Raw genomic sequence first — 11,989 nt, 5'->3', positions numbered from 1 at the left:
CCGCGGCGCCGGTGGCTCACTTGAGCAAAGGCCAAGGTCAAGCCAAAAAGGAGGCAAGAGACAATGGCTACCGGAGCGAAACAGCGCATCCGCATTCGCCTGAAGGCCTATGACCATCGCATTCTAGATCAATCGGCGATGCAAATCGTCGACACGGCGCAGCAGACAGGAGCGCGTGTTTCAGGCCCTGTACCGCTGCCCACCGAGATCCAGAAATTCACCGTGATCCGTTCGCCCTTTATCGATAAAGACTCGCGTGAGCAGTTTGAGATTCGCACCCACAAGCGCTTGATCGACATTGTCGATCCAACCAACAAGACAGTTGAAGCGCTTACGCGCTTAAATCTGCCCGCAGGTGTCGACATCGAGATCAAACTGTAGGTGGATCGACTGGAATCTTCGCCTCTGGCCATTAGCCCGGCTGGTTGCTAAGAGCGCGCAAGCGAACGGGACAGAACGGCAGCACCGCAAGTGGTCGCTCGGTCCCGTTCACGCTCCTTAGAGGCCGGAGCAGGGCAGGGCCGAGGCGAAGAGGGTCCGGCTCCATCCCTCCCTACAGAGGAGAGTAGGTAGAGAGTTATGCTCAATGGATTGTTGGGCAGGAAAGTGGGCATGACGCAGGTGTTCGGGCCGGATGGCAATGCCATCCCCGTAACCGTCATAGAAGCCGGCCCGTGCATCGTTACCCAGATCAAGACCACTGCCCGTGATGGCTACGAAGCAGTCCAGATCGGCTTTGAACCGATCCCTGTCAAGCGGGCCACGCGCCCGCTACTGGGGCACCTGGGTCACCGACTGCCCCTCTTAAGGGCCCAGCGCCGCCGTCTGCAGCAATACCAACAGGAGCAGCGCGCCAAAGCCCGCAGCCAGGAAGAAAGGGCTGAGGGTGGAGCAGGGGCGCAGGCCTCCGAAGAGAAAAAGCCAGACAAGCAAATACAGAAGCTCCTGGCCCTCCAGGAGAACCGTCAGCGCCGTCCAGGGCCAGAGCTAGGGCCTTTCCGCGTCCTGCGCGAAGTCAAGCTGCAGGAAGGCGTCACGCCCGACAAGCTCGAACTAGGCGCCCGCTTTGACGTCAGCCTGTTCAAGGTCGGAGAATTTGTCGATGTGATCGGCACCTCCAAAGGAAAAGGGTTCCAAGGGGGTGTCAAGCGCCACGGCTTTGCGGGCGGTCCCAAGACGCATGGCCAGTCGGATCGTCACCGCGCACCTGGCTCCATTGGCTCCGGCACCACCCCCGGGCGAGTGCTCAAGGGCCTGCGCATGGCTGGTCACATGGGCAATGCGCGCGTCACAGTCAAACGGCTGCGTGTGATTCAGGCCGACCCGGAGCGCAATCTCCTGGTAGTCAAAGGCTCGGTGCCCGGTGCAAATGGCGGCCTGCTCATGATTAGGAAGCATAAGAGGTAGGTACGGCGATGCCCTCGACGACAGTGTATAACATGGCCGGCGAGGCCGTGGGAGAGCTTGAGCTAAACGAGCAGGTCTTCGGGATCACGCCCCATATCCCGGTGCTCCACCAGGTGGTCACCGCCCAACTGGTCAACCGCCGCCAGGGCACCGTCTCCACCAAGCGCCGTGGGGAGGTCTCGGGAGGAAATAAGAAGCCATATCGGCAGAAAGGCACCGGTCGGGCGCGCCAGGGAAGCATTCGCGCGCCTCACTTCCGTCACGGTGGCGTGGTCTTTGGACCGCGGCCTCGCGTCTATCATCACGATGTGCCACGCAAGATGCGGCGCCTGGCGATTCGCTCGGCGCTCTCAGATAAAGTGGCCAATAACCGCCTGATTGTTGTGGACCGACTCCAACTGGAGCGGCCACGCACCAAGGACATGCTAGAGGTGCTCAACAAGCTGCCCGTCGGCGATAGCAAGCGCGTGCTGCTGATGCTGCCGCGGCGCGATGAGAATGTCTTGCTCTCAGCGCGCAATATTCCGGGTACCAAAGTTGAGCATGTTTGTGCCATCAACGTCGTAGAGCTGCTAAAGCACGACAGTGTCATCATGCCGGTGCCGGCTGTACGTTGGCTGGAATACGTCTTTGGCGAAGGGTTGAGCGCCGAAGAGGCTAGCCGACGGATCGCCGAAGCCGAGGGCGAGGTCGAGGCCCAGGCGGAGACCGCGGCGCACGTTGAGCCTCAGAATGAGGCCAATGCTGATACCGAGGGCACCGGTGACAGCAAGGAGGAGTAGGCCGTGGAAATCACCGAGGTTCTGCGTCAGGGAATCATCACGGAAAAATCGGTCAAACTCCAGGAGAAATACAATCAGTACACCTTTAAGGTGGCTCCAGAGGCCACAAAGATCGATGTGCGCCGCGCCGTCGAGCAGCTCTTCAACGTGAAGGTGCTCAAGGTGAACATCATCAATGTACCCGGCAAAAAGCGCATCCTCCGCCGGCGGGGGGCTATGCCGCGCGTCATCCACGGACGGCGCTGGAAAAAGGCTATCGTGACCATCCAGCCGGGTCAGACCATTGAAGCGCTGAAGGCGTAAGGGGAAGACGATGCCAGTAAAGCAGTATAAGCCGACAACTCCCGGGCGGCGCGGCATGACGGTTTCCACCTTCGAAGAGATCACGAAGACGGAACCGGAGAAGTCGCTCATCAAACCGCTCAAGAAGCATGCTGGTCGCAACAACCAGGGGCGGATCACCACGCGCCATCGGGGTGGGGGCGCGAAGCGGGCCTATCGGATCATCGATTTCAAGCGCAACAAGCTGGGCGTACCAGCCAAAGTGGCGGCCATCGAGTACGATCCCAACCGTTCGGCCCGCATTGCCCTCCTGCACTATGTCGATGGAGAGAAGCGCTATATCATAGCGCCGCTCGGGCTGAAAGTAGGGGACTATGTGATGTCGGGGCCGGATGCCGACATCAAGCCGGGCAACGCCCTGCCGCTCAAGAACATCCCCGTAGGCACCACCATTCACAATATCGAACTTGTGCCCGGGCGAGGGGGTCAACTGGTGCGCAGCGCTGGTGTGGGAGCGCAGCTGATGGCCAAAGAGGGTGACTATGCCCTGATCCGTTTGCCCTCGGGGGAGCTGCGCTATATACACAGCCGCTGCATGGCCACCATCGGCCAGGTTGGGAACCCTGATCACGAGAACATCACCATAGGCAAAGCGGGGCGCTCCCGCCATATGGGTCGACGGCCCGCGGTACGCGGCGCAGCTATGAACCCCTGTGACCATCCGCACGGCGGTGGTGAGGGCCGGGCCCCGCGCGGTGGCCAGCCGCAGACGCCCTGGGGCAAGCCCGCGCTCGGCGTCAAAACGCGGCGCAACAAGCGCACCGACCGCTTCATTGTCCGCCGGCGGAATGCTGGTCGACGCTAGTCAGCTAGCCGGACAGGCACAGGTAGGAGGAGGAGAAAGAAAGCATGTCGCGCTCGCGTAAAAAGGGACCATACATCCACGAATCGCTGAGAAAGAAGGTCCTGGCGATGCGACGCAGCGGTGAGCGTCGCCTGATCAAGACCTGGTCGCGCGCCTCAACCATCTTCCCCGAGATGGTTGGCTTGACCATCGGCGTGCACAATGGCAAGACCCATGTGCCCATCTATATCACTGAGAACATGGTAGGCCATAAGTTGGGAGAGTTCGCTCCCACGCGGCACTTCCGTGGCCATTCGGGTGGAAAGAGCGAGCGGACCACCTCGGTCCGTTAACCTGCTCTCTCCTCCCGCCCCTGGCGGAAGGCCAGCGGAGCCATCTTTGATGGAGTAGGAGATGCAAGTCAGGGCTATTGCTAGAAACATAGGCATTTCGCCGCGCAAGTTGCGCCTGGTCACCGATGCGGTCAAGGGGCTGCGCGTCAGTGAAGCGCTGCCGGTGCTTGATTTCTTGCCCAACGCTGGAGCCAGGCCAGTCAAGAAGGTGATCCAGTCGGCGGTCGCCAATGCTGAGAACAACTACAACCTCGATCCCGACCAGCTCTATATTCTCAACATTGTGACAGATGAGGGGCCGCGTCTGAAGCGCTTCAAGGCCCGCTCGCACGGGCGGTGGTCCTATATCATCCGCCGCTCCAGCCATGTCACAGTGATCGTTTCGGATGATCGAGCCGACCTGGGACGCTAACAAACTGAGCGAGCGAAGTGCAGTGAAGGAGGAGCACGTCAGTGGGACAGAAGGTTCATCCCACAGGGTTCAGGCTCGGCATTATTAAAACCTGGCTTTCTCGCTGGTATGCTGAGCGTGACTACAAAGACCTGCTCGCGGAGGACATGTTAATCCGCGAGACGATCAATCGCGAGCTGGCCAACGCGGCGGTCTCGCGCATCGAGATCGAGCGTGCGGCTGCGACGCAGGTGTCGGTGACGATCCACACCGCCAGGCCGGGCATCGTGATCGGCAAAAATGGCGAGAAAGTAGACCGGCTGCGCAATCTGCTGGAGTCGAAGATTCATAAGCGAGTGCGCCTCAATATTGTGGAGATCCGTCAGCCGGAGCTAGATGCCTACCTGGTTGGTCGCACGATCGCTGAGCAGCTTGAGAAGCGTGTCTCATTCCGGCGCGCCATGAAGCAGGCGGTGCAGAAAGCGATGCGCGCCAATGCCAAGGGGATCAAGATCATTGTCAGTGGGCGCCTTGGCGGCGCGGAGATTGCACGCAGTGAGAAGGAGGTTGAGGGGAAAGTCCCCCTGCATACCTTGCGCGCCGATATCGACTATGGGCAGACAGAGGCTCACACAACCTATGGCGTGATTGGGGTCAAAGTCTGGATCTACAAAGGGGACGTGCTCCCCGGCAAAGGCCCAGGTCCCGAGGGGCAGGAAGCTGCGCCGCAGCCTGCTCTGCTGCCGCGCGAGATCAGCGTTGGAGAGAGGCGCGCGCCTGAGCGACGCGAGCGACCCGAGCGACGTGAGCGGCCTGAGCAGCGTGGCGGGCGTGCGCGTCCTGAGCATGCTCAGGCAAGACCCGGGCGTGAGCGCGGTCAGGGCCAGGCTCAGGCTGGTCAGCAGACCCAGGCTCAGGCGGAGCGTGAGCGCGGTCAGCGTCCTCCGCGCGGCGAACGCGAGGGCCAGCAGGGGCGTCAGGGCCGTCCGTCTCGTCCTCCCCGTCCGCCACGGGGCGAGCAGGGTCAACGTGGTGGTGAGCAGGGGCGCCAGGCTCAGCACCACCAGCCGCACCAGCCGCAACAGCAGGCCGAGACGCAGCCGCCGACTCAGCACCAGCAGCAGCAGCAGCAACAGTCTGTCCAGGGAGCAGCACCGGCTGCCCCGTCTGAACAGGCGGCCCCGCCAACTACGGCTGAGCAAGCGCAGAGGAGCGAGCAGTCTCCGGCCAGCGGCGCTGAAGAGTGAGCGGGCTGAAGGGGCGTGGCCGTGGGCAGGCTCGGGCCAGCCTGCCAGCCCAATAGCCTCGCCAGTGGCAAGGCGCTGGCGGGCTGCAACAAGAGGTAGGCTATCCCTGAACGTAGGCCCGTTGCTTCCAATCGTCTCTCGCCGGCGAAGGCGCCAGGCTGGCCGACTGAACGTAGCGGCGAGAGAAAAGAGCAGCCAGTGGCAGAAGAGAGCAGATGCATTAGCCCCGACCGGCACAGATTGCAGCAGTAGGCGGAGAGGCGGGGCTACCTGTGGCAAAGAGGAGAAAAGGCAGCCATGTTACTGGCACCAAGACGTCCAAAGTATCGCAAACAACATCGCGGTCGTCTCAAGGGGACCGCTCATCGTGGCAATACCATCGCCTTCGGCGACTATGGCTTGCAGGCCCTGGAACCCTGCTGGCTGGAAGCGCGCCAGATCGAGGCCGCCCGTATTGCTATCACGCGCTTCATGAAGCGCGGTGGCAAGGTATGGATTCGGGTCTTTCCCGATAAACCTGTGACTGCCAAACCGGCAGAGACCCGTATGGGGAAAGGAAAGGGCGCCCTCGACCACTGGGTAGCGGTGGTTAAGCCCGGCCATATGATTTTCGAGATTGGTGGCGTGAGCGAGGAAGTCGCCAGGGAAGCTGCTCGCCTGGCAAGCCATAAGTTGCCAATCGCCACGCGCTTTGTAGTCAAAGGGGAGGCGGAGCGTGCCGAAGCTTAAGGAGCGTCGTCAACAGATTCGCGAGATGTCGCTGCAAGAGGCCCAACGCGAGCTGAAAGAGCTGCGTATGAAGCTCTTTAACCTACGCCTGCAGAAGCAGCGCGGGGAAGTTAAGAATACGCGTATCTTCGCTCAGACTCGCAAAGATATCGCTCGCCTGCTCCACCATATCGCACAGCTGGAGGCTGAGCAATGACGCAGGGAACAACTGAGCAGAATGCGACCGCACTCAGCTCAACCGCCAAGCAGCCGCAGCGCCGTCGTCAGCAGAAGGTGGGGCTGGTCATCAGCAACAAGATGGACAAGACCATCGTTGTTGCGGTTGAGCGGCTCAAGATGCATCCACTCTACAAGAAGACATATCGGCAGACGAAGCATTTCTATGCCCACGATGAACACAACGTCTGTCAGATTGGGGACATTGTCCGCATCGAAGAATGCCGCCCGCTGAGCAAGCTCAAGCGCTGGCGCTTGATCGAGATCATCAAACGTGGCAGCGGTGTTGTGCCCGTTGAGGAGGTGCTGGGTCAGGAGATCACCAGCGAACTGGAGCGGGTGCAGCAGGCTCAGGCTACTGGCCGGGGCCAGGGAGAGCCTGGCGGGCAGCATGAGCAGCAAGGAGAGGAGGGAGCCGAATGATCCAACCCCAGACCCGCCTTAAGGTGGCCGACAACACGGGCGCCAAGGAAATTATGTGCATTCGGGTCCTTGGCACTTCTAACAAGAAGTATGCTACAGTTGGTGATGTCATCAAGGCCAGCGTCAAAAGTGCAGCTCCCAACGGTCAGGTGAAGAAGGGAGAGGTAGTGACTGCGGTTGTGGTGCGCGTCGCCAAGGAATATGCGCGCCCGGACGGCTCTCGCATCCGCTTTGACGATAATGCTGCTGTCCTGATTGGCTCTGGCAACAACCCGCGAGGAACGCGTATCTTTGGTCCGGTGGCCCGCGAGCTACGTGAGAAAAACTATGTGCGTATCCTCTCGCTCGCGCCAGAAGTGCTCTGAGGGAGCGTGAGGAGAGGCAGGAAGGCAGGTAGACAAGACGATGGCTGTCAAGGCAAAAGCGAAGCAGGAAAAGCGACCGTTGCACCGGGCCAAAATGAACATCAAGAAGGGCGACACCGTGCTCATCATCACGGGCAAGGATCGGGGCAAGCAAGGGACAGTAGTCAAGGCCCTGCCGCAACTCAACAAGGTCATTGTTGAGGGGATCAATCTTGTCAAGCGGCATCAGAAGCCGCAGGGTCAATTGCGGCAAGGTGGTATCATTGAGAAAGCCATGCCCATCCATGTCTCGAACACCATGCTGATCTGCACGGAGTGTGGTCAGCCGACGCGCGTGGCCCATGAGCGTCGTCCGATGGGAGCGGATCAGAAGCTCCGTCCGGTGCGTATCTGCAAGAAATGTGGCAAGGTCATTGCTGATCGGACGAGGAGTGCGTAGAGATTATGGCAGCACGCTTGAAAGAGAAGTATCTCAAGGAGGTGGTACCGGCCCTGCAGAAGGAGTTTAACTACAAGAACCCGATGCAGGTGCCGCGCATCCACAAAGTAGTCATTAACATTGGGATGGGCGAGGCCATTCAGAACGCCAAGGCGATGGAGGCGGCGGTGAACGATCTCTCGCTTATCACCGGTCAGCGCCCGGTCATTACGCATGCGCGGCGCTCGGTGGCCTCGTTCAAGGTGCGCAAGGGCATGCAGATCGGCTGCATGGTGACGCTGCGGGGCGAGCGCATGTACTACTTTCTGGACAAACTGATGAATGTCGCTCTGCCGCGTCTGCGTGACTTCCAGGGAGTCTCACCCAATTCTTTCGACGGGCGTGGCAACTATACGCTTGGCTTGCGTGAGCAGCTCGTCTTCCCCGAGATTGACTATGATAAGATCGATAAGGTCCGGGGCATGGAGGTCAGCATTGTAACCACGGCACGCACCGATGAGGAGGGGCGACGTCTGCTCAGCCTGCTCGGGATGCCCTTCAGGAGGTAGGATCGATGGCCAAGGTCTCGATGATCGTCAAGGCTCAGCGCAAGCCTCGCTTTAAGGTGCGCAAGCGCAATCGCTGTCGGGTCTGCGGACGTCCGCGCGCCTACATGCGCAAGTTCGGCCTGTGCCGCATCTGCTTCCGTGAGCGGGCTTTGCGTGGTGAGCTGCCCGGTGTGACGAAATCAAGCTGGTAGCTTCAGCAATCGCCAGGTCGGCAGCGTGAAAGAGCGAGCGCGGCTCTCTCTGCTTTCGTTCAGGTGCGAACGAAGAGGGAACGAACGGAAATGAAGGAAGGAAGCACCAGATGCCCGCCGCGGGAGCAGGCAAGCCGGGCGTGACGGTCTTTGTACTGTTGCTGCTGCGGTTGCTGTATGGAAGCGTGCCGACGCCGGCGCGGACTGGCCGTGACTGATGGAGCAGAACAGGCGGGACGACCGTCAGGTTGACTGGCTTGAGCAGTCGTTTCCCGACCGATGGACAGGACTGGGTTGAGTGAGAGTTTCATTGCTGATGCTTGCACGCTCGTTCTTTCATGATCGTGGAGGTGTTGTACTATGAACATGACCGATCCCATCGCGGATATGCTCACCCGCATCCGCAATGCGATCATCGCGCGGCACACGCGGGTCTCGATTCCGGCCTCCAAGATGAAGTTGGCCATTGCGCGTGTGCTCAAGGAAGAGGGCTATATTAAGGATATTGAAGTGATCAAAGATAATCCGCAGGGGACGATTCGCATCACTTTGCGCTATGTCGATAAGAAGCCGGTGTTGACGCAGCTGCAGCGTATCAGTAAGCCTGGGCGGCGTGTCTACACCAAGCGCAAAGATATTCCCCTGGTGCGGGGTGGGCTGGGGGTTGCCATTCTGTCCACTCCCAAGGGCGTGATGACGGGACGCAAAGCCTATCAGCTCGGTCTTGGGGGCGAGGTTATCTGTCACGTCTGGTAGACGGGAGGTTAACACGTGTCGCGTATAGGGCGTATGCCGATCCCGATCCCGCCAAAGGTTGAGGTCAGCTGGAACGAAGAGAATCTCGTCACGGTCAAAGGTCCCAAGGGCGAGCTGTCCCTCAAGGTCCCCCCGTTCCTCTCGCTGACCCTGGAGAATGGCACGCTCAAAGTGGCGCGCCAGTCCGACAGCAAGCTGCATCGCTCGCAGCACGGCCTCTATCGCACGCTGATCAATAACATGGTGGTCGGCGTGACTCAGGGCTATAGCAAGCAGTTGGAGATCCACGGCACTGGCTACCGTGCCGCCAAGATGGGCGATAACCTGGTGATCCTGGTGGGCTATTCCCATCCGGTGGAGGTGCCCCCGCCGCCAGGGATCTCGTTCACGGTCGACGGGGTGGACCCCGTGACCAAGGCGACCAAGATCAGCGTGGTCGGGATCGATAAGCAGAAGGTGGGCGAGATGGCAGCGATCATTCGCCGCATTCGCGAGCCGGAGCCCTACAAAGGCAAGGGCATCCGCTATGCGGGCGAAGAGATCCGGCGCAAAGCCGGTAAGGCTGGCAAGACGGGCAAGGCTGGCGGTGGCAAGAAGAAGTAAGCTGCCTGCAATGGAAGCCGCTTGGCTGGCCTTGCCTGAGCTGGCCAGCCCTCCAGGCCGGCTGAGGGTCAGGGCTGGCGTCGTAAAAACTTCTGCGCGGAAGAGGGACGTAGTGCCGATCACGTCCCTTGCAGCGCCGGTTCATCATTCTTTATTACTTATTACTAAGAACAGGGGCATGTTCTCATGATCAAGACTTTCAATGCCAACAAGGCGCGGCTGCGTCGGCACCAGCGGATACGTCGCCGAGTCAAGGGCACAGCGGAACGGCCACGCTTGAATGTCTTCCGCAGTGCTCGTCATATCTATGCCCAGATTATCGATGATACTGTGGGACGGACGCTTGTAGCTGCGTCTTCACTGGAGCCTGCTCTGCGCAATTTCCAGCCGGCGCCGCCCCCCGAAACTGAAGCGGCGGCTGCCGCTCAGGCGCAGGCTGCTCAGGAGGAAGAGGTGATCGTTGAGAGCGCCGCGGAGGCAGCGCCCTCGCGCAAGGCCGCTCGCGCGGCTGCGCGGGCCCAGGCTCAGGCGCAGCAGGCCAAGAGCGGCAAGGGCGGTCAACAGCAGCGAGGCCGTCCTCCGACCCAGGTCAAAACCGTCCTGCCCAGCGCCCAAAAGGGCGAGAAAAAGACGCCGGTCGAGGCGCTGGCGGCAATCGCCTATAATCGCAAAGTTGCCATTGCGCGTGAGGTTGGCAAGTTGCTTGCGCAGCGCGCGAAAGAGAAGGGGATTGAGAAGGTCGTCTTTGACCGTGGAGGCTACGCCTATCACGGGCGCGTAGCCGCGCTCGCTGAAGGGGCGCGTGAAGGCGGCCTACAGTTCTAGGTCAGGTAGGTAGGCACGAGCACGAGGAGGAACATGCCGAGAATAGATGCATCAAAACTGAACCTGGAAGAGATCGTGGTCGAAGTCACCCGCGTCTCCAAGGTCGTCAAGGGTGGGCGCCGCTTCAGCATCCGGGCGCTCGTGGTAGTTGGGGACCGCAATGGCCACGTTGGCTATGGCATGGGGAAGGCCGCTGAGTACACCGAGGCGATTCGGAAGGCCGCCGAGGATGCCAAGAAGCATTTGATTCATGTCCCCTTGACCGGGACAACTATCCCCTTCATGGTCAAGACGACCTTTGGAGCCTCGCAGGTGATGCTCAAGCCCGCCGCTCCTGGTACTGGTGTGATTGCCGGAGCGGCAGTGCGCGCCGTCGTGGAGCTGGCTGGCATTCGCGATATTCTGACCAAGGTGATTGGCAGCTCCAACCGCGCCAATACTGTTGGTGCTTGCATTGAGGCTCTCAAGGAGCTGCGTTCGCCCGAGGAGGTAGCGGCTCTGCGTGGCAAGACGGTTGTGGAGCTGTTGGGGCGCCGCCGCGCCGAGCGGCTGGCGGCGGCGGCGGCTAGTGCGGCTGAGCAGGCGGCGGCCTTGCGCGCCGCTCGCGAGGAAGAGGCTCGTGAGCAGCGTGCTCTCCGGCGTGCTGCTCGTGAGCGTGCCGAGCGAGCTGAGCGCCGCGCCGAGCGCCGTCGCTAGGTCTCGCTCTGACTCGCCGCTGCTTGGCCTCTGCCTCTGAGCCTCCGGCCTTGCTTGGCAACGGGCTGCGCAAGGCTGAGGATGCAAGCCTCTGGAGCAGGGCAAGCAGGCACTGGACCCGTTGCGTTGAGGAGAGAGTGTTATGGCAAAGCTGCGCATTAAGTGGGTGAAAAGTGCCATCGGCTATGCGCGGGATCAGCGCGAGACGATCCGCTCGCTTGGACTGCGCAAGCTGCAACAGGAAGTGGTGCGCGAAGATACACCCACCACTCGCGGAATGATTCAGAAGGTAAGACACCTGGTCAAGGTAGAGGAGATAGCCTGATGAAACTGTCGGATCTGCGACCAGCTCCCGGTTCGCATAAGCGGTCGAGACGAGTTGGGCGAGGGCATGGCTCGGGACGTGTTAAGACCGCTGGCCGCGGTACTAAGGGCCAGAAGGCGCGCACCGGCGGAAAGGTGAGCCAGACTTTCGGCGGTGGCCAGACACCGCTTTCGCAGCGCTTGCCCTTCCTGCGCGGCATTGGAAACAGCAATGCGCCTTTCCGCAAAGAATATGCGGTTGTCAATGTCGCCAGCTTGGAGCGCTTCTTTGAACCGGGTGCCTATGTGACACCAGAGGCCCTGGCGGAGAAACGGCTGCTCTCGCCTGGTGAGAGCCGCGGCCTCGTCAAGATCTTGGGCGATGGCGAGCTCCATCGTCCGCTCAAGGTCCGGGCTCATAAGTTTTCTGAGAGCGCACGAGCCAAGATCGAGGCCGCTGGTGGCAGCATCGAAGTGATTCCAGTCAAGGTCTACGAGAAGACCAAGCGCCGCAAAGATCAAGGGAAACTGGCCCAGGGTGCGCAGGCTCAGGCCTGAGCGTACCGCCCGCCTGGGCCACTTCCTTCTT

General features: G+C 60.8%; 17 protein-coding genes and 5 pseudogenes. All 22 read left to right on the top strand.

Annotated elements, in window-relative coordinates; all coding sequences use genetic code 11:
• Window positions 1–63: 63 nt before the first annotated feature.
• A complete protein-coding gene (gene rpsJ, locus AC6H1L_RS08530) occupies window positions 64–381 on the top strand; it encodes a 30S ribosomal protein S10 (protein ID WP_052890671.1) in 318 nt (105 codons plus the stop codon).
• A gap of 198 nt (window positions 382–579) precedes the next feature.
• Window positions 580–1,407 (top strand): 50S ribosomal protein L3, encoded by an 828-nt coding sequence (gene rplC, locus AC6H1L_RS08525; protein WP_497601073.1) that lies wholly within the window; start codon window positions 580–582, stop codon window positions 1,405–1,407.
• A gap of 8 nt (window positions 1,408–1,415) precedes the next feature.
• A pseudogene (gene rplD / locus AC6H1L_RS08520) lies at window positions 1,416–2,039 on the top strand (50S ribosomal protein L4); the annotation flags it as partial.
• Between the two features lie 153 nt (window positions 2,040–2,192).
• Window positions 2,193–2,492 (top strand): 50S ribosomal protein L23, encoded by a 300-nt coding sequence (gene rplW / locus AC6H1L_RS08515; protein WP_322481034.1) that lies wholly within the window; start codon window positions 2,193–2,195, stop codon window positions 2,490–2,492.
• A 10-nt stretch (window positions 2,493–2,502) separates the two neighbouring features.
• Complete coding sequence (rplB, locus tag AC6H1L_RS08510; protein ID WP_497601072.1) at window positions 2,503–3,336, top strand: 50S ribosomal protein L2; 834 nt, start codon at window positions 2,503–2,505, stop codon at window positions 3,334–3,336.
• Between the two features lie 44 nt (window positions 3,337–3,380).
• Window positions 3,381–3,668 carry a 30S ribosomal protein S19 gene (rpsS, locus tag AC6H1L_RS08505; protein ID WP_052890667.1) on the top strand — a complete coding sequence of 96 codons (288 nt, stop codon included), beginning with the start codon at window positions 3,381–3,383 and terminating at the stop codon, window positions 3,666–3,668.
• Between the two features lie 61 nt (window positions 3,669–3,729).
• Window positions 3,730–4,080 (top strand): 50S ribosomal protein L22, encoded by a 351-nt coding sequence (gene rplV, locus AC6H1L_RS08500; protein WP_497601071.1) that lies wholly within the window; start codon window positions 3,730–3,732, stop codon window positions 4,078–4,080.
• Between the two features lie 41 nt (window positions 4,081–4,121).
• A pseudogene (gene rpsC, locus AC6H1L_RS08495) lies at window positions 4,122–4,865 on the top strand (30S ribosomal protein S3); the annotation flags it as partial.
• A 738-nt stretch (window positions 4,866–5,603) separates the two neighbouring features.
• Complete coding sequence (gene rplP / locus AC6H1L_RS08490; RefSeq protein WP_297165228.1) at window positions 5,604–6,035, top strand: 50S ribosomal protein L16; 432 nt, start codon at window positions 5,604–5,606, stop codon at window positions 6,033–6,035.
• Window positions 6,022–6,231 (top strand): 50S ribosomal protein L29, encoded by a 210-nt coding sequence (rpmC, locus tag AC6H1L_RS08485; RefSeq protein WP_497601070.1) that lies wholly within the window; start codon window positions 6,022–6,024, stop codon window positions 6,229–6,231. Before rplP ends, rpmC begins: the two co-directional genes overlap by 14 nt.
• A gap of 101 nt (window positions 6,232–6,332) precedes the next feature.
• Complete coding sequence (rpsQ, locus tag AC6H1L_RS08480; protein ID WP_497601527.1) at window positions 6,333–6,674, top strand: 30S ribosomal protein S17; 342 nt, start codon at window positions 6,333–6,335, stop codon at window positions 6,672–6,674.
• Complete coding sequence (gene rplN, locus AC6H1L_RS08475; RefSeq protein ID WP_497601069.1) at window positions 6,671–7,039, top strand: 50S ribosomal protein L14; 369 nt, start codon at window positions 6,671–6,673, stop codon at window positions 7,037–7,039. Before rpsQ ends, rplN begins: the two co-directional genes overlap by 4 nt.
• Window positions 7,040–7,133: 94 nt before the next feature.
• On the top strand, window positions 7,134–7,478 hold the full coding sequence (gene rplX, locus AC6H1L_RS08470) for a 50S ribosomal protein L24 (RefSeq protein WP_497601068.1): 345 nt from the start codon (window positions 7,134–7,136) through the stop codon (window positions 7,476–7,478).
• Between the two features lie 5 nt (window positions 7,479–7,483).
• Window positions 7,484–8,026 carry a 50S ribosomal protein L5 gene (rplE, locus tag AC6H1L_RS08465; protein WP_497601067.1) on the top strand — a complete coding sequence of 181 codons (543 nt, stop codon included), beginning with the start codon at window positions 7,484–7,486 and terminating at the stop codon, window positions 8,024–8,026.
• Window positions 8,027–8,031: 5 nt separating this feature from the next.
• A complete protein-coding gene (locus tag AC6H1L_RS08460; protein WP_297165238.1) occupies window positions 8,032–8,217 on the top strand; it encodes a type Z 30S ribosomal protein S14 in 186 nt (61 codons plus the stop codon).
• A gap of 360 nt (window positions 8,218–8,577) precedes the next feature.
• The gene (gene rpsH / locus AC6H1L_RS08455) at window positions 8,578–8,973 is read left to right on the top strand and encodes a 30S ribosomal protein S8 (protein WP_297160156.1); all 396 of its coding nucleotides are present in this window, start codon (window positions 8,578–8,580) and stop codon (window positions 8,971–8,973) included.
• A 15-nt stretch (window positions 8,974–8,988) separates the two neighbouring features.
• Window positions 8,989–9,576, top strand: coding sequence for a 50S ribosomal protein L6 (gene rplF / locus AC6H1L_RS08450; protein ID WP_497601066.1), 588 nt, complete (start codon window positions 8,989–8,991; stop codon window positions 9,574–9,576).
• 186 nt (window positions 9,577–9,762) lie between these two features.
• Window positions 9,763–9,963: pseudogene (locus AC6H1L_RS08445) on the top strand (50S ribosomal protein L18); the annotation flags it as partial.
• 225 nt (window positions 9,964–10,188) lie between these two features.
• Window positions 10,189–10,401, top strand: a pseudogene (locus tag AC6H1L_RS08440) (50S ribosomal protein L18); the annotation flags it as partial.
• Between the two features lie 33 nt (window positions 10,402–10,434).
• Window positions 10,435–10,932 (top strand): annotated as a pseudogene (rpsE, locus tag AC6H1L_RS08435) (30S ribosomal protein S5); the annotation flags it as partial.
• A 307-nt stretch (window positions 10,933–11,239) separates the two neighbouring features.
• Window positions 11,240–11,422 carry a 50S ribosomal protein L30 gene (gene rpmD / locus AC6H1L_RS08430; RefSeq protein ID WP_497601065.1) on the top strand — a complete coding sequence of 61 codons (183 nt, stop codon included), beginning with the start codon at window positions 11,240–11,242 and terminating at the stop codon, window positions 11,420–11,422.
• Entirely contained in the window at window positions 11,422–11,958 is a 537-nt protein-coding gene (rplO, locus tag AC6H1L_RS08425) for a 50S ribosomal protein L15 (RefSeq protein ID WP_497601064.1), read from the top strand. Before rpmD ends, rplO begins: the two co-directional genes overlap by 1 nt.
• The last annotated feature ends 31 nt before the right edge of the window (window positions 11,959–11,989 follow it).

It is taken from the genome of Thermogemmatispora argillosa, from assembly GCF_059696725.1.
Note: the sequence above shows the minus strand (reverse complement) of the source record. Positions and strands in the feature narration are given on the sequence as shown.

Coding starts and splice junctions, on each gene's coding strand:
- rplN (WP_497601069.1), top strand. CDS start 6,671: ATGATCCAACCCCAGACCCGCCTTAAGGTGGCCGACAACACGGGCGCC.
- rplO (WP_497601064.1), top strand. CDS start 11,422: ATGAAACTGTCGGATCTGCGACCAGCTCCCGGTTCGCATAAGCGGTCG.
- rplX (WP_497601068.1), top strand. CDS start 7,134: ATGAACATCAAGAAGGGCGACACCGTGCTCATCATCACGGGCAAGGAT.
- rpmD (WP_497601065.1), top strand. CDS start 11,240: ATGGCAAAGCTGCGCATTAAGTGGGTGAAAAGTGCCATCGGCTATGCG.
- rpsH (WP_297160156.1), top strand. CDS start 8,578: ATGAACATGACCGATCCCATCGCGGATATGCTCACCCGCATCCGCAAT.
- rpsQ (WP_497601527.1), top strand. CDS start 6,333: ATGGACAAGACCATCGTTGTTGCGGTTGAGCGGCTCAAGATGCATCCA.
- rplV (WP_497601071.1), top strand. CDS start 3,730: ATGCAAGTCAGGGCTATTGCTAGAAACATAGGCATTTCGCCGCGCAAG.
- rpsJ (WP_052890671.1), top strand. CDS start 64: ATGGCTACCGGAGCGAAACAGCGCATCCGCATTCGCCTGAAGGCCTAT.
- rplB (WP_497601072.1), top strand. CDS start 2,503: ATGCCAGTAAAGCAGTATAAGCCGACAACTCCCGGGCGGCGCGGCATG.
- rplC (WP_497601073.1), top strand. CDS start 580: ATGCTCAATGGATTGTTGGGCAGGAAAGTGGGCATGACGCAGGTGTTC.
- AC6H1L_RS08460 (WP_297165238.1), top strand. CDS start 8,032: ATGGCCAAGGTCTCGATGATCGTCAAGGCTCAGCGCAAGCCTCGCTTT.
- rpsS (WP_052890667.1), top strand. CDS start 3,381: ATGTCGCGCTCGCGTAAAAAGGGACCATACATCCACGAATCGCTGAGA.
- rplP (WP_297165228.1), top strand. CDS start 5,604: ATGTTACTGGCACCAAGACGTCCAAAGTATCGCAAACAACATCGCGGT.
- rplE (WP_497601067.1), top strand. CDS start 7,484: ATGGCAGCACGCTTGAAAGAGAAGTATCTCAAGGAGGTGGTACCGGCC.